This window comes from Lysinibacillus sp. NPDC093197, from assembly GCF_044754025.1.
In the GTDB taxonomy this organism is placed as follows: Bacteria; Bacillota; Bacilli; order Bacillales_A; family Planococcaceae; genus Lysinibacillus.
On record NZ_JBIVOH010000013.1, the window covers coordinates 43,727 to 66,470 of the forward strand.

Sequence of the window (22,744 nt, forward strand, 5' to 3'; positions counted from 1 at the left end):
TTACAAACACCCTCTGATGACAGAGGGTGTTTCGTTTTTATTTTGACGTTAGTTCACTATCTGTAACCCATTTATGATTTTTCATTTCTTCACCAGTAGTTGTTAATGGAAAATCAATCATATAAACGGTCGTTTGTACTGCGTCATCAATGCGAACAGTAGCATTTTCCATGCCTTTCATATGTGCAGCATCTGTTTTGACTTCAGTGCCTGGAGACAATGGGGCAACACCTGGATCTATTAATTCCTCATGTATTACCCATTTATGATTTTCTATTTTCTTTCCACCAGTAGTCGGTTCATAGGAGATAATATAGGCAGTTGTATCATATGCCCCAACAATCGTTGCTTCGGCGCCTGCCATCCCAGACATATGTCCTTCCTTAATAATAGCAGTACTGCCTACAGGGAATTTAGGGTTTTTAGCAGTTTTTAAAGTGGATGGAACTTCACCCGAGCTTGAATGATTCATCTCTTCTCCATGGCCTGTTTCTGCACTATGGTCCATTGCGTCACCATTAGCAGAGTCCGTCTTCGCTGCATCGTCAGAGCAAGCTGATAATATTAGTAAAGCCATTGCTGCTATAAAGCCTAGGAAAAAATTTCTTTTTAATACCATATGAATTTCCTCCTTACTATTTATTTGTCTTTAATGTAACAAGTAAATGTGCAGAAATTATGGATTAGGTTTTGTGCAAAATCCATTTGTATGAAGTTGAAAAGAGGAAAGATTGATTCCTAGATGAAAGAAGCTATAGACTACGATAATTATGTATGATAGAATCGTCATAATTTTAAAATTTCAGAAACTAATGGTGTGACGCTTGTTAACAAGTGCCACTTAAAAGGGAAGTCGGTGTAAGTCCGACGCTGTCCCGCAACTGTAACGAGGAGTTCTATGATGTAGTAGCCACTGTTTTTAGAATGGGAAGGCAATCATAGTAACGTTGAATCGAAGCCAGGAGACCTGCCAATTAGTTCATACCTGTAATGCCCACGAGGATGCAAGCAATTACGGACAATTGATGGATACTTCTCCAACTTTGTTTAACCTAGGGTATTTCTATGCATTCGTGCGTAGAATACCCTTTTTTATTGCTTCGTATTTATCAAGATTGATAAGGAGTTAATAAGCAAATGAATAAAAAATTTATGCTATTTTCATTGACCCTTCTTTTAGTACTGTTAGCTTCAATGACGGTTGCTATTATGATTGGCTCAGTGTCAATTACACCGCTACATGTATGGAAGGTTATTTTCTCGAAAATTCCTATTTTCTCAAATACGATAGTGCCTGATTGGAGCCGCTCACAAGAAATTATTATATGGCAAATACGTGTCCCACGTGTCATGCTTGCAGCCATTGTTGGAGCAGGTTTAGCTATTGCTGGAGCAGCTGTGCAAGCACTTGTCCGTAATTCTATTGCAGATCCATATATTTTAGGTATTTCTTCAGGTGCGACAGTTGGTGCCACGGCTGTCATCATTTTAGGCGCTTTTTCATTTTTAGGTATGTACGCCCTTTCAGTAGCTGCTTTTCTAGGCTCCTTTATAGCAATTGTGTTGGTATTTTTCTTGTCACGTGTAGGGGGACGTATTTCTATTTTCCGTTTGTTGCTAGCAGGAATGGCTGTATCGTTTATATTATCTGCTACTTCAAATTTTATGTTAATGATGTCTAAGGAAGAGGGCGGTATAAAAGCCGTTATGTATTGGATGCTTGGAAGTCTTGCGGGCGCAAAATGGAGTAATTTATTCATTCCAGCTATTATCTTTTTCATCGTTTTTGGTTTGTTATGGCTACATTATCGAAATTTAAATTTATTACTACTTGGGGAAGAAGCGGCGGTCACATTAGGTGTTAATCTTCAACAATTTCGAATTCAATTGATACTACTCGTATCATTACTAACAGGTGTGCTCGTTGCAGTAAGTGGCTCCATTGGGTTTGTTGGTTTAATAATTCCACATATCGTGCGATTAATAGTAGGGTCTAATTATAAATATGTTATCCCAATTAGCGCATTATTAGGAGGGATTTTCTTAGTTTGGGCAGATGCGATTGCCCGCGTGATAATAGCTCCAGAAGAAATGCCAATTGGAATCATTACTGCCTTTTGTGGCGGTCCATTTTTCATTTGGCTACTACGCCGTAACAATTATTCATTTGGTGAAGGAGATTAAAGGTATGACATTAGAGGCGAAGCATGTATCATTCTCCATTCATGATCAGCGCATATTAAAAGAAGTAAGCATTCAAATAAAGGAAAAGCAATTTGTCGGTTTAATTGGTCCTAATGGTAGTGGGAAGTCGACACTATTGAAAAATATGTATCGGTTATTAAAGCCAGAAAGTGGAACGGTATTATTGAATGAGGAAGATATTTTTCAGCAATCAAGTAGAGCGATTGCAAAAAATTTAGCCGTTGTTAGTCAGGAGACACCTGTTTTATTCGATTTTAAAGTGAAAGATTTAGTGAGCATGGGAAGAACGCCACATAAGAAGCTTTTTGAAATGGACGATAAGGAAGACTTTAAAATAGTGAAAGAGGCATTGTCTCAAACGGGTATTGCCCATTTAGAAACGCGCAGCTTTAGTTCCCTTTCTGGAGGAGAAAAAAAGAGAGTGATGGTTGCACGTGCACTAGCACAACAGGCGCAAGTGCTTATTTTAGATGAGCCTACTAATCATTTAGACATTCAGCATCAATTACAATTAATGGACTTAATTCAAACATTGCATTTGACTGTTGTCGCTGCCTTACATGATTTGAATATGGCTGCTATGTACTGTGATCAAATTTATGTTTTACAACAAGGTAGTATTGTTCATTACGGCACACCAGAAGAAGTGTTAACGCCTAAACTGCTTCGTGATGTTTTTGGAGTATACGCCGATATTCAAACACATCCACTGACAGGCAAACCGTATTTAACATATGTATCTGAACAATTCACAAAAACTACATAAGTGCCAGTCACTCAAACAATTCTGATACAATTTGCATAAAGCATTGCAAGTAGGGTATTTATAAATAACCAAGTAAAAATCCACGCACACTCCTGCGGCTTACAATGTGCCCGCCGGAAAGCGAAGTGGATTTTTGCGATATAGGAAGTCTGAAGCTTTTGTTAGGTGTATATGCGGAGCACCAGTCACACAAATAATTTACTGTGTAAGTATTGAATTTTATGGTTAACCAAGTAAAAATCCACGTAGACTCCTGCGGGAACGCACGTAACGTAAGACGCAACAAGCGGCGCGCAGCGACGGTTGCGGCTTACAATGTGCCCGCGGAAAGCGAAGTGGATTTTTGCGATATAGGAAGTCTGATGCTTTTGTTAGGTGTATATGCGGAGCACCAGTCACACAAATAATTTACTGTGTAAGTATTGAATTTTATGGTTAACCAAGTAAAAATCCACGCACACTCCTGCGGGAACGCACGTAACGTAAGACGCAACAAGCGGCGCGCAGCGACGGTTGCGGCTTACAATGTGCCCGCCGGAAAGCGAAGTGGATTTTTATGATATAGGAAGTCTGATGCTTTTGTTAGGGTCTATGCTAATGCCGGTCACCAAAACAAAGTCACCAAAACAATTCAGAAGATTTTTGCGGTTTAATTTTTGTATAGTTGTGAGATATTCGGGGAACGTTACTTTTGAAAGGATGCGTGACGAATATGGAAGAGATTAAATTTGCACAATTAGATCACACACAGCTTGAAAAAATTAATGAGCTAGAAAAGAAAATTGGTGTTACTTTAGTTGCTTATGATGCAGCGGCAACACCAAATCAAGGTTCAGGTTCATACGACACTGATAATAGTACAAATCAAAACCATCCATCTTAAATAATGAAAACGCCTTGCAGCAATGTAAGGTTTTTTCATTTTATAATCGAACAAAAGGAGCTGTATACATGTTTCAGGACTATTATACGGATTTACATATTCACATTGGACGAACAATGAGTGGGCGAGCAGTGAAGATTACGGGAAGTAAAACTTTAACATTATCGCGAATTTTAGAGATGGCTAGTGCAAAAAAAGGGCTTGATATAATCGGCATAATTGATTGTCACTCGCCAGAAGTACTTGCTGAGATGGAGATGATGATAAAACGCGGTGAACTAGAAGAGTTATCGGAAGGGGGCCTTCGGTTTCAAGAAACTACGCTTATTCCAGGCTCGGAAATTGAGATTTATGATAGCAACTGTCATGGCCCAATTCATGTGCTAGCTTATTTTCCTACTATCGTAGTGATGGAGGATTTTTCGAATTGGATGAGAGGCTTTATGAAAAACATTCATTTAAGTTCACAGCGTATTTATTGTGATGGACAAGCGCTGCAACAAAAAGTTCGAGAATTAGGGGGTCTTTTTATTCCAGCGCATGTTTTTACACCATTTAAAAGTTTATTTGGAAGAGGCGTTCACCACAGTTTAACTGAAGTGTTTGATCCACAGCTTATAGATGCTATAGAACTTGGTTTAAGCTCTGATACCAATATGGTAAAAAATATACGGGAAATTCAGCGGTATACATTTGTGACTAATTCGGATGCTCATTCGCTTGGCAAAATTGCACGTGAATATCAAATACTACGATTAAAGGCAGCTAATTTTACCGAATTAAAGATGGCACTCCATGAACAGGATGGGCGAGGCGTAATAGCTAATTATGGGTTAAACCCATTGCTTGGCAAATACCATCAAACAGTATGCGCTAAATGTGGTAAGCAGTTAAACGATGGGGATACAATTTGCAGGTCGTGTGGAAGTTCACAAATCGTGAAAGGCGTTGCGACTCGAATTATGGAACTATCTGATTTGAATAGTGCTGAACGTGAGAGACCACCGTATATTCATCAAGTACCACTTGATTTTATACCAGGTTTAGGTCCGAAAATGATGGAAAGATTACTTCACGCATTTGGAACTGAAATGACAATTTTACATCGTATTACAACCGAGCAACTTGCAGAAATTGTGCCACTTAAAATAGCAAAGATGATTGATTTAGCTAGAACAGGACAATTAAATATTGCAGTTGGTGGAGGAGGCGTCTACGGAAAGGTCCAGTCTGAATAGGGTAAATCTTTAAGTGAATATAGGGCGATTTTAGGTATTTACTATTAATGTTCCCATTTTTATCCTCAATCTAGTAAACTAGAAATTATTAGATGTGCAGGAGGAGTGGGAATATGCAATTTTCAAAGAAATTTCGTTTTTTAGCTGCTAGTGTTCTAGCTTTACAGTTAATAGTCCCTGTAGGAGCAAATGCAGAGAATAAGCAAGATGACATTGCGCCAAGCTGGGTCGTACAAGCTGATTATGTGGCGCTAGGTGATTCATTGGCACATGGCATGAATGAGGTTGGAGCAATAGGTCTTGGTTATACAGATTTTGTTGCACAGGCATTGCAACAAGCAGGTTTGTTAACATCTTATAATAAAGGCTTTGCCTATTCAGGCTATACAACGAAAAATGTGTTGGCAGACTTACAAGGTGATGTAGAAAAACCTGTGACTGGGTTTGGTTATACAAATGATCGTGCAAAGCTTAGAGCGTCGATTCAGGAAGCGGAGCTAGTTACGTTAACTGCTGGTGCGAATGATTTATTGCCTATTTTAAAAGAAGCGACAGCAACTGGTATAGATACTGCGGCCATTTTAAAAACATCGCAAGAAGCGATAAGTAATATAGCTGCCATTTTAGCGGAAATTAAAAAGCTGAATCCGCAAGTGCAAATTTATGTTATGGGCTACTATAATTCTTTCCCATATTATAGCGAAGAGCTGCAGACACAATTTAAAATGCTATTAGGTGTTATGAATGCTTCTATTAAAACAACTGCCGAAAAAGCAGGTGCAATATTTGTGCCGACTTTCGACGTTGTGGCTAAAGATGTGCCAACTTATTTACCAAATCCAGAAAACATTCATTTAAGTGAAGCAGGCTATCTAGCTGTAGCAAATCAAGCATTTTTACCAATTATTAAAGCAAGCCCATTATGGGATGCCTCTTCTGCAATCCAAGTCAATGTTGAAAGTAGTACAGCGGCAAAGGTAAATTGGCAAGCAGCAACAGATAATGAGGGTGTTACGAAATACAATGTTTATGTAAATAATAAGCTCTACTCTACAGTTAACGCTGATCAAATGACGATAACGCTCGATAGTTTAACAGAAAATACTGCTTATACAGTTGCTATAAAAGCGTTAGATGCGGCTGGTAATGAAAGTGTTCAAAGTCCAACTGCAACATTTACAACAGGTAGTAAAGTACAATTTCTAGATATAAAAAATCATTGGGCAACGGAGTTTATACAAAAAGCAGCTGAAACAGGCATTTTGAAGGGCTATGCGGATGGAACATTTAGACCTGAACAAAATATAACACGTGCCCAAGCAGCGGCAATGCTCGTTAGAAGTTTAGGTTTAACAACGAAAGACAAAGCTCCATTCATAGATATTGCAAGCTACGATGCAGAAACACAAGCAGAAATTGCAGCAGCTTACGCACATGGGCTTATTAAAGGGTCTGATGGCAAGTTTAATCCGAGTCAGCCAATTACACGTGCGCAATTAGCATTAATGATTAACCGCGCATATAATCAGCAGCTCAATCAAGCATATGTTGCGAAAAGTAGTACACCCTTTACGGATATAGATAGCTATAATGAAGAGACGAAAAATGCTATCACAATGCTATATGAGCTTGGTATTGTAATAGGGAGTGAGGGAAAATTTTCTCCAGAAGCGCCAACAAAGCGTAGTCATGCAGCTAAAATCTTTGTTAACTTTAGTGAGCTATTAAAATAATCAACAGTAAGTGTTCGTGAGGGTAATGTAATGTCGCCAATATAGTTGAGATTTACGGCCATGAATCCTACAAAAAAGCCGTTCAATAAATCGACTGTAAGATTTATTGAACGGCTATTCTTTTTGTTAAGAACTATGATAGTTTGGCAATAATGCCTTCTTCATCATCTAATATTAACTCAATACCTGTTGAGAAAGGGTCTTGGTGTAGAACGTCTTTTATCCATACACGTAGAGCGCCAATCATAGCGGCAGTATTTAAAACTTCCATTTGACCATTTGTTTCAACTTCTGCGCCGAAGCCTGTTTCATCTTCATAAGTTAACTCAACAAGTACATCTTCTGGGCGAAGATTTTTATGATATGCCTGTGATAGGCAAATCGCATTGATAATATCTTGTTCGTTAATTATTTGTGCCATTGTGTAGCTTCCTGTTCTTTACGTTTTTTATCTTTAAACATATTGATAATTTTAACGACAAGCATCACAATAACAACAATTGCAGCAACGTTGATTAATAAGCCTAAAATATTACCAAGCATTCCTAGACCACTAAATAGACTACCGAATAATAGACCTGCTAAACCACCTAGCATTAAGCCTTTCATTAGGCCACCAGAGAAAAAGCCGCCTTTTTTCGCAGTAGTATCTGTTTTGTTTGTAGACGTAGTATTATTTTTATTTGTTGTAGCATTATTTTGGTCTTTAGATTTATCCTGAGATTTTTGGATATTTGAACTATTGTTATTGTTTGAGAAGCCTTTTTTACCTGACTTATAAGATTTCGCTTCAGCCGTCGGTGTGTCCGAAATTAATAATGTTGCACCAACTGACGCAAACATAAGTGTCGCTGCGAAAAGAGCAGCAATAATTTTTTTCATTACTTACATTCCTCCAATATAATTTTATATTTTGTCATAAACTAGTTCTTAATAGTAATTTTACATGAACTATAGTGAAAAATAAAATATTCACTACCTGTAATTTAGGAAATTTGCAATATATGAACAAGTAGTGTCAATATACTGCTGAATGGGGAATAGTAAGGAAGGAAAGGGGTAAATGTAATGCTACCAACAATGACATTATTGATTTCAGTATTTTTAATGCTATATATTACGGAAAAAAGGCGATTCTTTAATGCTGTAGTTTTAGGATTAATAGGCTTGAATTTATTTGTAGGAATAACAACACGTTATGCATTATTCATTAACGAACAAGGCATTGTGTCCAAGATGGGCATAATGACGTTGTTTGGTATTATCCCTAGTATAATGTTGTTATTATCTATCGCGATGTTTTTCAATAGCAAAATCCTACTTGAAAAAGAAGGACGAAGAATTCGAAATTTATTATTAGCTGTATTTGGATTAGCTTTCCTATTAATGATGATTGGATATGTCTTTATATTTTTTACAAATATCGAAAATGGATTTTGGCATATTCTTTTCTTTTATGCATTTTTGATTTTTGCTTATACAGTATTTTTATATACAAGTGTGATGGTCTACGCTATTATTTATCATTTTACACCGATAACATACGAGCCTCGTTATATTATTGTGCTCGGATCTGGCCTTATCGGTGACAAAGTTCCCCCTCTGCTAGCAAGTCGTTTAGATGAAGCTGTTAAGCAATATAAAAAATATGGGGAACGTCCCTTTATTATCGTCTCGGGTGGGCGTGGAAGTGATGAAAAAGTTTCAGAAGCATTTGCGATGGAAACATATATAATAGATAAATACCAAATACCGCATCGCAAAATATTGATGGAAGATAGATCAACAAATACAGAACAGAATATGGCTTTCTCAAAAGCAACTATGGATGCGCATGCGCAAGGAAGGAAATATCGTTCCCTTTTTGTTACGAATAACTTCCACGTATTTCGCGCAAGCATTTATGCTAGAAGGGCAAAGCTAGATGCACAAGGTGTAGGTTCTAAAACAGCGTTGTATTATATACCTAACGCTTTTACTCGGGAATTTATCGGTTTATTAGAAATGTATAAATGGGTACATGTAACGGTCTTTTTCGTCATTACATTATTAATAGGACTCATGTTAAGAGCATATGTGTAACCATTCTTGAACTGCCTTCCATATAATAGTAGCAAGGCAGTTTTTTTACATAGTGTGCAAGGGGGGAAAACAAATGTATGGGCAATTTTTAGCAAAGCAAAATAAGGAACGAACGGAGTCCTTACAACAGCTAACACATATACAGAATACATGGTTTGCACAAAATTTATCTTTACTCAATTTGGATGAAGTACAACTGACGACCTTGCAAAAAATGTTATATCAAGTTATTCAAGGATTGTTAAGAAAAAAACAACAACGTCACTTGCAAATTGTACATCCAGAGCAAACACAAACAGTACAAGATAATGTTTTAACACTGTTAGCAGAATACGATGACTTATTGCGTGAGGCAATACCACTCCCTATTTATATTTTAATATGGCAAATTACTTCTTTAGAGAAGTTAGCTTATACAACAGAAGTTGTGGATGATGTTCTCGATATACTGGAATGGTATGTTATGAAACAGGACGAAGCGGTCGAACTATTTGAAGAAGAAGATTTAGATCATGAAGAAATCATTGATTTATACAAAGCAGCAATTGAAGAACAAGACGCAGATGCCCAGTATGAGCTAGGAGAATATTATAGTACAAACGATGATACACCTTTCCAGCCCGAAAAATCGATAAAATGGTTTGAACTATCAGCAAAACAAGGTAGTGCAAATGCTCAATATGCACTTGCTAACTATTATTTTGAAGGTATTGGTGTAGACGAGAATTATGATCGGGCGTTCCAATTGTATGAAGCTGCTGCAAATCAAGGGCATGCAGATGCAGCCAATAACTTAGCGGATATGTATTTTAATGGGGAAAGTGTACAAGAAAATATGGTACTTGCAAAGAAATGGTTTGATGTTGCCGCAACACAAGGTGTGGCTGAGGCAATGTTTACATTAGGTATTATGCATGAGCAAGGGCTAGGGATTGCGATAGATGAACAGCAGGCATTTAACTTCTATAAAAAAGCGGCTGAGGCAGGCTATGTTGAAGCGGAATACAGGCTTGGTGGAATCTATTTAGAAGGTCATTTAGGGCAAACTCGTGATGTAAATCGAGGTTTATATTGGTTTGAAAGAGCTGCTGAACAATATCATGTAGATGCATTTTATGATTTGGGCTTTATTTGGAGCAAGGGGTTAACGGGAATCCGCAATATTGAAAAAGGTATTCATTGGTTCAAGCAAGCGGCACTTCAAGGAGATCCTGAAGCAAAATTACAACTTGGACACATTTACAATAAAGGTGAAGGTATACCACGAAATATTAAAGAGGCAAAGAAATGGTATGGACTTGCTGCAGAAGCAGGGATTGAAGAAGCGTCTCAATTACTTGAGGAGTTAGATAATTTGTAAATTCCGACTGTTGTTATACTGGAATTACCCGTAATGGTTAGCTATAAACTAGCCATTGCGGGTTTTTTGCTTTTATAAAGAAAATAATGCTTATACGACATTACAAAGAAATAAGGACGCAATGGATTAAATCTTCGCATAATTGGTCAATGATTATTGTGATTATTTAGAACTATTTATTAACTATCTCGGTATTGGTCTTTTAGAACTGTTTTTAGCTGTTATTTTAGGTTGATTGACCTCTTTGGAATGAATAAATGATAGATAGTGAAATTGCTGCTACTTAATTATGCTCGTAGTAATTCAAACAATATTCTTTAATTAGTAAAAAGACCGTAGATATAGCTAACGAAAAATGTTGAATTAGTAATTTTATCACATTTCCATGATGGATAACTTTTTGGTTTAGTAATAAATATTATAATGATAAATGGTAAAAAATAGGTTAATATAAATTGACAATTATATTTAAAGTGTATATTGTAAATGAGTAATTTTAAAATGTAAAATTAATGAATTATTGATTATTATGATGTTATTTTGTTATATTATTTTCTTGTTAATTTATTAGCGGTCGTGGTATTTTTTCGTATATTTATAAATATATTTGGGTAAACGGAAATAGATTATGCTCAGCTCTTCAAAAGAACATGTATATGAAAGAGGGAAAAGTGTGATTTTTCAAAAACAGAAAAAGGCAATGCCATTAGATTTACAACAATACTCAGTGACAATGGATGTTCCGAACTCACGAACATTGGTGAAGCAGATTGAAATGTTAAATTTGACCAAACTAGATTTACAATATTTAAAGGCTTTTAAACCATTTGTTGAGGACAACATAAATCAAATCGTAGACCGATTTTATGGAATGATTGGAACTGAGCAAAGTTTAGTAGATATTATTAATAAACATAGTTCTGTAGATAAGTTGAAGGTCACATTGCGCCGTCATATTATTGAAATGTTTAACGGTACAATAGATGAAGAGTTTTATAAAAGACGAGTAAGTATCGCAAAAGTACATGTACATATCGGCCTTAGAACACAATGGTATATTTGTGCTTTCCAAGATTTAGCCATTTCATTTATTGACTTGGTAGAAAAACATGTAGAACACCCTATGGACCAATTTAATACAATTCGTGCAATCTCTAAAATTTCTAATTTTGAGCAGCAGCTTGTATTAGAGGCTTTTGAAAGTACAGTCGAACGACTAAAGGAAAATGTAGAACGTGAGAAAGAGGCAGTTGAGAGAAAAATCGTGGAATCTTCAGAGGGGCTTGCTGCAATTTCTGAAGAAACAAACGCCTCATTCCATCAATTAAATAATCAATCACATGAGATTAAGGAATTGGCGAAAAGATCATTGCAGGTTAGTACGCTAGCTGAAAGTCAGGCGATTGAAGGTCGGGAACGTCTACAACATCAATCAAAAAATATGAGTAACATTATTCAATCAGTAGATGATATTACAGACAATATTAAGCAATTGACAGAAATGTCTAAGGAAATGGAAGCGATTATGAATGTTGTGACGAACATTGCAAATCAAACAAATTTATTAGCTTTAAATGCAGCTATTGAAGCAGCTCGTGCTGGAGAAGCGGGGAAAGGCTTTAGTGTAGTAGCCGATGAAGTTCGTAAATTATCTAGTCAAACAAAGGAATCTGTCACATCCGTAGCTAAATTATTAGAAAAGACGACGGAGCGAACGGATAAGCTTGCTCATACACTTAGTCATATTCAGGAAGAAGTTGCGTCAGGTGAGGAAAACATGACGCAAACTGAGGGGCAATTTAACAAAATTTTAGATGCTATGACACAAGCTAAGTGTCAAAATGATCGCATGGAAAAAGAAGTGCTCGCTGTGGCTGAGATTCTTAATGAGCTTGGACTTGCATTTAATGAAGTTACAAATTCAGCAGATAAATTAGCGAATGTTGCCCAAAACTTAAACTAATTTAATGATTTTATAAAATGGGGCTTAAATGTCCTCTAAATAACAAATTAATTTACAATCCGCTTTGCTTTCCGCAGGTAGGATAGGAGCTTTATCGTCTTTGTGCTCTTGCCCTCCTTTACGGAAAACGAAGTGGATTTTTATTAAGGGTGCCAGGCACTCAAACAATTTACCCGTAGCGCAATCAACGGCTATTTATTTTTTGATTGCTTCATTTTTGCTAAATTTGTAATGGGTTGAACGTAAATGTTTGCAAAAACAGTTTATACTAATAGGAGATAAATAAAGAAATTAGGGGCGATCTTCATGGAAACAATAGTTGTATTGGGTGGCGGGATTACAGGTTTATGTACGATGCATTATCTACAACGTCAAGTATTGGAGAAAAAAATAGATGTAAACCTAGTACTTGTTGAAAAAAATGCATACTTAGGTGGAAAGCTATACTCCGCATATGACCATGGTTTTATAATGGAAACGGGCGCTGATTCAATTGTAGCTCGTCATAAAGGTGTTATGGAGCTAGTACAGGAGCTTAACTTTGAACAGGAGCTAGTGTACAACGAAACAGGTGTATCTTATATCTATACAAACGACGAATTACATGCAATACCAGCTGATTCAACATTCGGTATTCCTATGAGTTTAGCATCTCTGGAAGCAAGTACGCTTGTATCAGAAGCTGGTAAGCAAATCGCATTACAGGACTTAACGATGCCGAATAAAGGTTTTACGAAAGAAAGCTCAATAGGCGAGTTTTTAACGTATTACTTAGGTGAAGAGCTTGTGCAAAATCAAATAGCGCCAGTATTAGCAGGAGTATATTCTGGTGACCTACATCAACTTTCGATTGCTTCTACATTGCCGTACTTAATCGATTATAAAAATGAATACGGTAGCATCATCAAGGGGTTTGATGCAAATCGCGAACAATTTATGAAAGCTTCCAATAAAAAGTTTATTTCGTTTAAAAAAGGCTTATCATCTCTAATTGACCGCCTTGATGAAACGTTAACAGAAGTAGAAATTATTAAAGGTGTAGCAACAACAAGTGTAAAGAAACATGAAGGGCAATATACAATTACATTAGCAAATAGTAGAAAGATTGAGGCTAATCACGTTGTTCTAGCGTTGCCCAATGAAGCGGTGCAAAGCTTATTACAGGACCCATCGTTAGATCATTATTTTAAGGAATTTACTACAGCTTCTGCAATAACAATTTACTTAGGTTTTGATGTACCGGATGCAGTGCTACCAGCAGATGGAACGGGTTTTATTGTGTCACATAATTCAAATGTCCAATGCAATGCAGCAACTTGGACAAGTCGAAAATGGAAGCATACATCTGCTAATAGTAAATTGCTTGTACGACTCTTTTATAAGAGCATCAATCCTGCGTATGAAAAATTATGTAAGATGACAGATGAAGAACTAGCTGCTGTCGCATTAGACGATGTAAAGAAAAGTTTAGGGATTGATGAAAAGCCAACTGTAGTTAATGTTGCGAAATGGATTGATCAAATGCCAAAATACGATTTAGCACATCATGAGGCATTGAAGGGCTTAACAGCTGAGCTTGCAGAAAGGTATCCAAATTTATCGATTGCAGGCTGTTCTTATTTCGGAGTAGGCATTGGTGCTTGTATTCAAAATGGTAAAAAAATAGGCGAAGAGCTTGGAGAAAAACTAGTATAACCGTAAAACAAATGCGGAAATTTGATATTTTTCTGGAGAAATCTCCTTTGTTAAGTGAAATAGTCTTGACTCTATCGCCTGTAAACGATATGATTCTTTTAATTATTTGAAAAATTCATACTACATTCTTATCGAGAGAAGCCGAGGGACTGGCCCTATGAAGCTTCAGCAACCAACTAATGTCAGGTGCTAAATCCAGAAGACCTTTTTGGTCGAAGATGAGAAGGAAAAACAATTACGATTCGTTAAAGCCTTCTTTTTTTAAAAGAAGGCTTTTTATATTTTTGGATACAAGGAAAGTGAGGGTTACGTTTTATGGGATTGCTAGAAAAGTTAAAATCACATGTATTAACTGCAGATGGTGCTATTGGTACTGTATTATATGGCTACGGCTTGGAGTACTGCCATGAAGAAATGAATGTACAGAGACCGAAGTTAATTGAAAAAATCCATAAAGAATATATTGCTGCTGGTGCAGATGTGATTCAGACAAATACTTACGGTGCTAATGCGATTAAATTAGCACGCTACGGTTTAGAATCGCGAGTTCAGCAGTTTAATGAAGCTGCAATCACGATTGCGAAACGTGCAGCAGCAGATGGCGGACAATTTGTGTTAGGCACAATTGGAGGCATCCGTGGTATTCGTAAAAGTGATGCAACGTTAGAGGAAATTTTATCGACAGTTGAAGAGCAAGCAAATGTGTTACTTGCAGGCAATCCAGATGGCCTTTTACTTGAAACGTATTATGATTTCGAAGAGTTAAGCGCAACGTTGAAAATGTTACGTGCCAAAACAAAGCTACCAATTATTGCGCAGGTGTCGATGCATGAACCGGGCGTGTTACAAAATGGAATGGCATTAAATCAAGCATTGCACGAGTTAGAGGCTCTTGGTGCAGATGTAGTAGGCGTAAATTGTCGTTTAGGACCGCATCATACAATTCAAGCATTTGAAGGAGTTGAGCTTCCTGAAAAAGCATTTATGTCTGCATATCCAAATGCATCCTTGCTAGATTTAGAGGATGGGCGTGTCGTATATGAGTCAGAAGCTGATTATTTTGGTCGTGCCGCAGTTGCACTGGTTGACCAAGGTGTTCGTTTAATCGGTGGGTGCTGTGGTACAACACCAAAGCACATAGCAGCAGCGAAAAAATATTTAGAAGAGTTAACACCTATTGAAGAAAAGTTAGCAAAGCCTGAAAAAGTACAGGTTGTACGTGAAGCAGAGCCTGCGACGTATGAGCCATTGCACGCGAAGGTAAAGCGCGAGCGTTCGGTTATCGTGGAGTTAGACACACCGAGGCATTTAGAAATTGACGGCTTTATTCAAGGTGCGAAAAAATTATATGAAGCAGGCGCTGATGTAGTGATGATGGCAGATAATTCACTTGCATCGCCCCGCATTAGTAATGTGGCAATGGGTGCGTTATTGAAGGAAACGCACGGTGTCCGACCGTTAACGCATATAACGTGCCGTGATCGTAATTTAATTGGATTACAGTCACATTTAATGGGCTTAAATGCACTTGGCATTCATGATATTTTAGCGGTTACTGGAGATCCGACTAAGGTAGGTGATTTCCCAGGTGCCACAAGCGTTTATGATGTATCTTCTATGGAGCTAATCCAGCTGATTAAACAGTTAAATGACGGTATTTCATTTTCCGGAAAGCCACTTCGTAAAAAGGCAAACTTCTCTGTAGCGGCAGCATTTAACCCAAATGTACGTGTACTAGACCGAGCAGTAGCTCGACTAGAGAAAAAAATAGAGCATGGTGCGGATTACTTTATTTCTCAACCAGTTTATACGAAAGAAAAAATCATTGAAATTTATGAGGCAACAAAGCATTTAGATGCACCAATTTATATTGGTATTATGCCAGTAACGAGCTATAAGAGCGCTGAGTTTTTACACCATGAAGTACCAGGTATCAAACTATCTGACGATGCACTGTCACGCATGAAGGCATGTGGTGAAGATAAGGAACGTTCAACATTAGAAGGGATTGCAATTGCTAAAGAGTTAGTAGAAGTAGCTGCAGAGTATTTCAATGGTATTTACTTAATTACACCGTTTTTACGCTATGATATGACGCTAGAGTTAATGAAATTTATTGAGCAATTGGATGAACAGAAAAAAGGGGTAAGTATAGATGGCTAAGCATTTGATTGAAGAGCAACTAGAGAAACGAATATTAATTCTGGATGGCGCAATGGGTACAATGCTTCAAAATGAAAACTTATCAGCAGAAGATTTTGGTGGCGAGGAGCTTGATGGTTGTAACGAGAATCTTGTATTAACTAGACCTGATGTGCTTGAAAAAGTTCACCGTAAATATTTAGAGGCTGGTGCGGATATTATTTGTACAAATACGTTTGGAGGTACGCCTCTCGTATTAAATGAATATAGCCTTGGGTCTAAGGCAGAAGAAATTAATAAGCGTGCAGTAGAAATTGCGCGCAAAGTAGTGGATGAGTTTTCTACTCCAGAGTGGCCCCGTTTTGTTGCGGGAGCAATGGGTCCAACGACCAAAACATTATCAGTAACTGGCGGTATTACCTTTGATGAACTTGAAGAAAACTTTTATGTACAGGCAAAGGCACTAATCGAAGCGGGCTCAGACGTACTGCTTCTTGAAACAAGTCAGGATATGCTAAATGTAAAAGCGGGGACACTGGGGGTATCACGTGCGTTTGAGGAAACTGGAAAAGAACTACCTGTTATGATTTCAGGCACGATTGAGCCAATGGGCACAACGCTAGCAGGGCAAACGATTGATGCCTTTTACATATCAATTGAGCATATTAAGCCGTTATCTGTCGGCTTAAACTGTGCGACAGGTCCAGAGTTTATGACAGATCATATTCGTTCGTTAGCGGAGCTTTCTACCGGCTATATTAGCTGTTATCCAAATGCTGGTTTGCCAGATGAGGAAGGTTGTTATCATGAATCTCCAGAAACTTTATCTCAAAAATTAAAAGGTTTTGCTGAAAAAGGCTGGCTTAATATTGTTGGCGGCTGTTGTGGAACAACACCAGCACATATTGCGGCAATCCGAGAAGTGCTGAAGGATGAAAAGCCGCGTCAATTACCGGAAAGTACACATGGTCATGTTGTATCTGGTATTGAACCTTTAGTATACGATGATTCAATGCGTCCGCTATTTATTGGGGAGCGAACGAACGTTATTGGTTCCCGAAAATTCAAAAATTTAATTATTGACGGTAAATATGAGGAAGCGGCAGAAATAGCACGTGCACAAGTGAAAAATGGGGCACATGTTATAGATATTTGCTTAGCGAACCCAGATCGTGATGAATTAGAGGATATGCGTGGCTTTATGCAGGAAGTTGTTAAAAAAGTAAAAGTACCGCTTGTAATTGATTCTACAGATGAGAAAGTAATTGAGGAAGCGCTGAAATTTTCACAAGGTAAAGCCATTATCAATTCTATTAATCTAGAGGATGGCGAAGAACGTTTTGAGGCCGTAATGCCATTAGTGAAAAAATATGGTGGCTCTTTAGTTGTCGGTACGATTGATGAGCAAGGGATGGCAGTAGATCGCCATCGTAAACTAGAAATTGCCGAGCGTTCTTATCAATTATTAACAGAGAAATGGGGCTTAGCTCCAGAGGATATTATTTTTGACCCGCTAATGTTCCCAGTTGGTACAGGGGATGAACAATATATTGGTTCAGCACTTGAAACAATCGAGGGCATTCGTCTTATTAAAGAAAAACTGCCTCGCACGTTAACGGTTCTTGGCGTAAGTAATATTTCCTTCGGCTTACCACCAGTTGGCCGTGAAGTATTGAATGCTGTGTATTTATATCACTGTACACAGGCAGGCTTGGATTACGCGATTGTCAACACAGAGAAGTTAGAGCGTTATGCATCAATTCCTGAAGAGGAAATTAAGCTTGCAAATGACCTATTATTCAATACAAATGATGAAACATTAGCGGTATTTACTGATTTTTATCGTGATAAAAAGAAAGAGAAAACTGAAGCAGATATTCCGAAAACAGTGGAAGGACGCTTAGCTTATTATATTTTAGAAGGTACTAAAGAAGGGCTTATTGAAGATCTTGATGCCGCTCGTGAAATTTTTGACGCACCGCTTGATATTATTAATGGACCATTGATGGAAGGGATGGCTGAGGTTGGTCGCTTATTCAATGATAATCAGCTTATCGTAGCGGAAGTATTACAATCAGCAGGTGTTATGAAGGCAGCTGTAGCGCATCTTGAGCAATTTATGGAGAAAAATGAGGACAGCTCTGGTAAAGGTAAAATGGTACTTGCTACTGTAAAAGGCGATGTGCATGATATTGGTAAAAATCTCGTAGATATTATTTTAAGTAATAACGGATATAAAGTGGTTGATTTAGGCATTAAAGTAACGCCATCACAGTTAATCGAGGCTATTCGCAAGGAAAAGCCTGATTTTATCGGTCTGTCGGGATTACTTGTTAAATCTGCTCAGCAGATGGTTATCACTGCCCAGGACTTTAAAGCAGCAGGTATTAATGTTCCTATATTAGTAGGGGGCGCAGCGTTGTCTCGTCGCTTTACTGAAACAAAAATTGCAAACGAATATGAAGGTCCTGTTATTTACTCAAAAGATGCGATGCAGGGGCTAGAGCAAGTAAATCGTTTAATGGGTACAGAGACGCGAGAAAACTTTTTAGCTGAAATAGCAGACTCACGTCAAAAACGGTTAGAGGCTGATGAGAAACGTGCAGCGCGACCTGCGAAAGAAATTACTGTGAAGCCTGTACGTACAGTAAAAGATGCGACTGTGTTCCTGCCTGCGGATGTTCGTCGTCATGTGAAAAAGGATTATTCCGTGTCACATTTATATCCATATGTGAATATGCGAACATTGATTGGTCACCACTTAGGCCTAAAAGGACAAGTTCAGCAATTGCTTGATGCAGGAGATGAACGGGCAACAGAACTAAAACAACTAGTCGATGGTTATTTACAAAGTGACCTATTAAAACCTTCAGGCTTGTATCAGTTCTTCCCAGCGCAAGCTGATGGAGATGATGTTGTCGTTTATGATCCGTCAGATAGTAAAACGGAAATTGAACGTTTTACCTTCCCGCGTCAGCAGGTTGAACCGTTTATGTGTTTAGCTGATTTCTTGAAAACAGTAGATAGCGGAGAGATGGATTATATTGCACTGATGGTTGTAACTGCTGGTCAAGGTGTTATGGCGACAGCTCGTCAGTTAAAAGAGGAAGGAAAATTCCTTGAAAGTCATGCCCTTCAATCAACAGCTCTAGAGCTTGCAGAAGGCTTTGCAGAGCGTATGCATCAAGAAATTCGTGACCAATGGGGCTTCCCTGATAATACAGATTTCACAATGCGCGACCGTTTTGCCGCGAAATACCAAGGGCAACGTTTCTCATTTGGCTATCCTGCCTGCCCGAACTTGGAAGACCAAGAGAAATTATTTGGCTTATTAAAGCCGGAAGACATTGGGGTTCATTTAACAGAAGGCTTTATGATGGAGCCAGAAGCATCCGTATCTGCGATTGTTTTTGCACATCCAGATGCAAGATATTTTAACGTGTAATATAGATAAAAAAGGTTTATCTTTATGGAGAAGGTTTAATGCCAACTTAATAAAGTGAACGTCTACGTCTATGAGGGGTGTGTTGCGGATATTGAAATGGTGTAATCGTATGACCAATCAAAGCGCAATATGCCCTTTGTGGTGAGGCAAATTAAATAGTTGCATTAAGTACAACCCTGCCGTTATCGGTGGGGTCTATTTCTTTTATGGTGAGGACGTGAATAGGATGATTCGATTTATGGAAGAAAAAGATTTGCCAGAGGTTTTAGTTATTTATAATGACATTATATTAACGAGTAAAGCAGTGTATAGGTATGAGATACAATCGTTAGAAGAAAAGAAACAATGGTTTCAAGAGCAAAAAGCAGCTGGTAATCCATTGCTAGTCTATGTAGAAAACGGAGTAGTTGCAGGTTTTGCAAATTACAGTCAGTTCCGTCCTTATCCCGGTTATAAGTATACGATGGAGCATTCGGTATATGTGCATAAGGACCATTATAAGAAAGGCATCGCAACGAAGTTAATGCATCAGTTGATTAAGCTTGCACAGGAGCAAGGTGTTAAAACGTTAGTTGCTGGTATTGACGGAGAAAATATAGGAAGCATAAAGGCGCATGAGAAGCTAGGCTTTGAATATGCAGGAACAATTAAAAATGCTGGTTATAAATTTAACGAATGGTTGGATTTAGTATTCTATCAACTACATTTACCTGGACCACAAAAGTAGTGTGAGTTGGCTTTAATGATAAAAACGTATGCATAGTGGGGAGTAAAAATCTTACTTGGCTATCGTTGATGCGTATGACAAATGTCATGCGCTTTTCATGATGTTTGCGTCTGTTGCTAGTTATACTCTTGTTTTATGATGAGGTCATAAGCAAAAGGAAACGAGGGAAAAGGGAATGGCAACAGATAAAGAAAAAACGAAGAAATTGCGCCAAGATGTAGCGCCATTTGCGAAATCAGATACAGGTAAAAGTATTTTTCAAATGGTCAATACAATTGTTCCGTTAATTGTCCTATGGGTTGCTGGTTATATGTTAGTGGATGTTTCGCCATGGTTAACTGCTGGTTTAAGTATTATTTCTGCTGGATTTGTCGTTAGAACATTTATCATTTTCCATGATTGTACCCACGGTTCATTTTTCAAAAGTAAAAAAGCAAACGACTGGGTTGGCTTAGTAACTGGGGTAATTACATCTTTCCCATATGAAAAATGGAAGCGTGAGCATACAATCCACCACGCAACAAGCTCGAACTTAGATAAGCGTGGTATTGGTGATATTGATATGATGACAGTAGAGGAATATTTACAATGTTCTAAAGGTCAACGTTTATGGTATCGTTTTTACCGTAATCCACTTGTAATGTTCGGCTTAGGGCCGTTATACATGGTGTTAATTTTGAATCGTTTTAACCGAAAAGATGCGAAACAAAAGGAACGCACGAACACTTACGTAACAAATATAATTATTTTAGGTATCTGTGTAGGTCTTATTTACGCTATGGGTTGGCAAGCATTTTTATTAGTTCAAGGCGTTACTTTATTTGTCGCTGGTTCCCTTGGCATATGGTTATTTTATATTCAACATACGTACGAGGATTCTTACTTCGAGCACGATTCAGAGTGGGATTATGTAAAAGCTGCTGTTGAAGGTAGTTCGTACTATAAACTACCGAAGCTATTACAATGGGCAACAGGCAATATCGGCTTCCACCACGTGCACCATTTAGCACCGCGTGTACCGAACTATAATCTTGAAAAAGCACATAATGAAACACCGCCATTGCACTCTGCTACTACAATTACATTGCGTACAAGCTTAGAATCTTTACGCTATAAATTATACGATGAAGATCTTGGCAAATTTGTAACTTTTAAAGATGTAAATGAAATTATAAAACGAAAAGCGAAAGGCAGTATTGCTGCTTAGTAGAATACAGCCAGCCATCTCTTTTTGGGATGGCTGTTTTATATAAATAAGGATATGTCCGTTTGATAGTTACAGGATAGCAAGTGAAGGCGCAAATATTCTTTTCTTGTTATAATGTAGGGAAAAGTAGGAAAGAGCGTGAGATTATGATGAAGAAATGGCATAGTATCATTCCGAATAGTCCTATGCTCAGTGTTTATTTATGGGTTATTTTTTGTTTTCTACCGTTTTTCTTTATATTCAGAAAATCATCGTACATTGAAATATCAATTGGGATAACTTTTTTAATGCTCTATTTTATTTTTTATCGATTTTCTGTGAACTCTAAAAACGGACTAGTGTATATGTGGATTAGCTTTGAAATGGTCATTAATATTATTTTAACTATATTGTATGGTTATGTGTATTTATCGATTTTTACGGCCTTTTTCATAGGCAATATCCGTAGACCTGTTGGCTTTTACATAATGTATGGGCTCCATATCGGTTTTACAGTGATTTCTACAGGAGTTGGCTTCTTTGTAGAGCTACATTTATTTTTATCGCAGCTACCTTTTGTCGTACTAACGATATTAGCAGTAGTACTTCTACCTTTAACGATTTATTCGAAAAATAAGCGTGAAAATTTAGAAGGTCAACTAGAAACTGCAAATGAACGAATAGCTGAATTAATTGTCTTTGAGGAACGACAACGTATTGCACGTGATTTACATGATACGCTTGGTCAAAAGTTGTCAATGATTGGTTTGAAAAGCGACTTAGCCTCGAGACTGATTGCTCGTGATCCACAGCAAGCTTTAATTGAAATTAAGGATATTCGTCAAACAGCTAGTATTGCCTTAAAAGAGGTACGAGAATTGGTGTCAGATATGCGGACAACTAGATTTGAAGACGAGCTTATGCGTATTTCTCAAATTTTAAAAGCGGCAGAGATGGAATTTGTTTTTGAGGGAGATAAGGAATCATTGCAAGTTCCACCTCTCGTGGAAAATGTTTTATCTATGTGTTTAAAGGAAGCGGTAACGAACATTGTAAAGCATAGCGGAGCAACTAAATGTGAAATTGCCTTCCATCAAAATTTTAAAGAAGTACACTTAGTTGTTCGTGACAACGGACAGGGGATTACGAAAAAACAAGCATTGAAGTCAGGTAATGGCTTAAAAGGGATGCATGAACGCTTAGAGTTTATAAATGGTTCATTTAAAATAGAAAGTGAAAATGGCACTACTTTAACGGTATCTATACCGGTGACTATTACACATCAAAAAGTTAAAGAAAATTTGAAGAACCTATAGAAA

At 37.6% G+C, this 22,744-nt stretch carries 17 protein-coding genes and 2 riboswitches; of the genes, 14 read left to right on the forward strand and 3 right to left on the reverse strand.

Annotated elements, in window-relative coordinates:
- Positions 1–37: 37 nt before the first annotated feature.
- Positions 38–619, reverse strand: coding sequence for a YdhK family protein (locus ACIP9G_RS22005; RefSeq protein ID WP_340822143.1), 582 nt, complete (start codon positions 617–619; stop codon positions 38–40).
- A gap of 177 nt (positions 620–796) precedes the next feature.
- A riboswitch (cobalamin riboswitch) is annotated at positions 797–989 on the forward strand.
- A gap of 148 nt (positions 990–1,137) precedes the next feature.
- On the opposite strand from ACIP9G_RS22005, the gene ACIP9G_RS22010 reads away from it, so the two are divergent.
- From ACIP9G_RS22010 to ACIP9G_RS22030, 5 genes are all read left to right on the forward strand, one after another.
- Positions 1,138–2,184, forward strand: a complete 1,047-nt coding sequence (locus ACIP9G_RS22010; RefSeq protein WP_401022329.1) for a FecCD family ABC transporter permease — start codon at positions 1,138–1,140, stop codon at positions 2,182–2,184.
- A 4-nt stretch (positions 2,185–2,188) separates the two neighbouring features.
- The gene (locus ACIP9G_RS22015) at positions 2,189–2,971 is read left to right on the forward strand and encodes a heme ABC transporter ATP-binding protein (protein ID WP_401022332.1); all 783 of its coding nucleotides are present in this window, start codon (positions 2,189–2,191) and stop codon (positions 2,969–2,971) included.
- A 712-nt stretch (positions 2,972–3,683) separates the two neighbouring features.
- A complete protein-coding gene (locus ACIP9G_RS22020) occupies positions 3,684–3,854 on the forward strand; it encodes a hypothetical protein (protein WP_340822147.1) in 171 nt (56 codons plus the stop codon).
- 68 nt (positions 3,855–3,922) lie between these two features.
- Positions 3,923–5,092, forward strand: coding sequence for an endonuclease Q family protein (locus ACIP9G_RS22025; protein ID WP_401022336.1), 1,170 nt, complete (start codon positions 3,923–3,925; stop codon positions 5,090–5,092).
- A gap of 113 nt (positions 5,093–5,205) precedes the next feature.
- The gene (locus ACIP9G_RS22030; protein ID WP_401022339.1) at positions 5,206–6,825 is read left to right on the forward strand and encodes an S-layer homology domain-containing protein; all 1,620 of its coding nucleotides are present in this window, start codon (positions 5,206–5,208) and stop codon (positions 6,823–6,825) included.
- Positions 6,826–6,958: 133 nt separating this feature from the next.
- On the opposite strand, the gene ACIP9G_RS22035 is transcribed toward ACIP9G_RS22030, so the two are convergent.
- Together ACIP9G_RS22035 and ACIP9G_RS22040 are read right to left on the reverse strand one after the other, a co-directional pair.
- Positions 6,959–7,246 (reverse strand): DUF2653 family protein, encoded by a 288-nt coding sequence (locus ACIP9G_RS22035; protein ID WP_340822151.1) that lies wholly within the window; start codon positions 7,244–7,246, stop codon positions 6,959–6,961.
- Positions 7,234–7,707: a hypothetical protein gene (locus ACIP9G_RS22040; protein WP_340822152.1), complete on the reverse strand. Its 474-nt coding sequence runs from the start codon at positions 7,705–7,707 to the stop codon at positions 7,234–7,236. The genes ACIP9G_RS22035 and ACIP9G_RS22040 overlap by 13 nt, the downstream gene beginning before the upstream one ends.
- Before the next feature lie 186 nt (positions 7,708–7,893).
- Here ACIP9G_RS22040 and ACIP9G_RS22045 point away from each other — a divergent pair, with 186 nt between their 5' ends.
- From ACIP9G_RS22045 to ACIP9G_RS22085, 9 genes are all read left to right on the forward strand, one after another.
- Complete coding sequence (locus ACIP9G_RS22045) at positions 7,894–8,907, forward strand: YdcF family protein (protein WP_401022344.1); 1,014 nt, start codon at positions 7,894–7,896, stop codon at positions 8,905–8,907.
- A gap of 73 nt (positions 8,908–8,980) precedes the next feature.
- Positions 8,981–10,267 (forward strand): SEL1-like repeat protein, encoded by a 1,287-nt coding sequence (locus ACIP9G_RS22050; protein WP_401022346.1) that lies wholly within the window; start codon positions 8,981–8,983, stop codon positions 10,265–10,267.
- Between the two features lie 673 nt (positions 10,268–10,940).
- Positions 10,941–12,230 carry a protoglobin domain-containing protein gene (locus ACIP9G_RS22055; RefSeq protein ID WP_340822155.1) on the forward strand — a complete coding sequence of 430 codons (1,290 nt, stop codon included), beginning with the start codon at positions 10,941–10,943 and terminating at the stop codon, positions 12,228–12,230.
- 306 nt (positions 12,231–12,536) lie between these two features.
- Positions 12,537–13,925, forward strand: coding sequence for a protoporphyrinogen oxidase (gene hemG, locus ACIP9G_RS22060; protein WP_401022350.1), 1,389 nt, complete (start codon positions 12,537–12,539; stop codon positions 13,923–13,925).
- Between the two features lie 125 nt (positions 13,926–14,050).
- A riboswitch (SAM riboswitch) is annotated at positions 14,051–14,150 on the forward strand.
- Between the two features lie 90 nt (positions 14,151–14,240).
- Positions 14,241–16,088: a bifunctional homocysteine S-methyltransferase/methylenetetrahydrofolate reductase gene (locus ACIP9G_RS22065; RefSeq protein ID WP_340822159.1), complete on the forward strand. Its 1,848-nt coding sequence runs from the start codon at positions 14,241–14,243 to the stop codon at positions 16,086–16,088.
- The gene (gene metH, locus ACIP9G_RS22070) at positions 16,081–19,512 is read left to right on the forward strand and encodes a methionine synthase (RefSeq protein ID WP_401022352.1); all 3,432 of its coding nucleotides are present in this window, start codon (positions 16,081–16,083) and stop codon (positions 19,510–19,512) included. Before ACIP9G_RS22065 ends, metH begins: the two co-directional genes overlap by 8 nt.
- 226 nt (positions 19,513–19,738) lie before the next feature.
- On the forward strand, positions 19,739–20,239 hold the full coding sequence (locus ACIP9G_RS22075; protein ID WP_401022354.1) for a GNAT family N-acetyltransferase: 501 nt from the start codon (positions 19,739–19,741) through the stop codon (positions 20,237–20,239).
- 175 nt (positions 20,240–20,414) lie between these two features.
- On the forward strand, positions 20,415–21,446 hold the full coding sequence (desA, locus tag ACIP9G_RS22080; RefSeq protein WP_340822162.1) for a Delta(5) desaturase DesA: 1,032 nt from the start codon (positions 20,415–20,417) through the stop codon (positions 21,444–21,446).
- Between the two features lie 149 nt (positions 21,447–21,595).
- Positions 21,596–22,741 (forward strand): sensor histidine kinase, encoded by a 1,146-nt coding sequence (locus ACIP9G_RS22085; protein ID WP_445669072.1) that lies wholly within the window; start codon positions 21,596–21,598, stop codon positions 22,739–22,741.
- Positions 22,742–22,744: the final 3 nt, after the last annotated feature.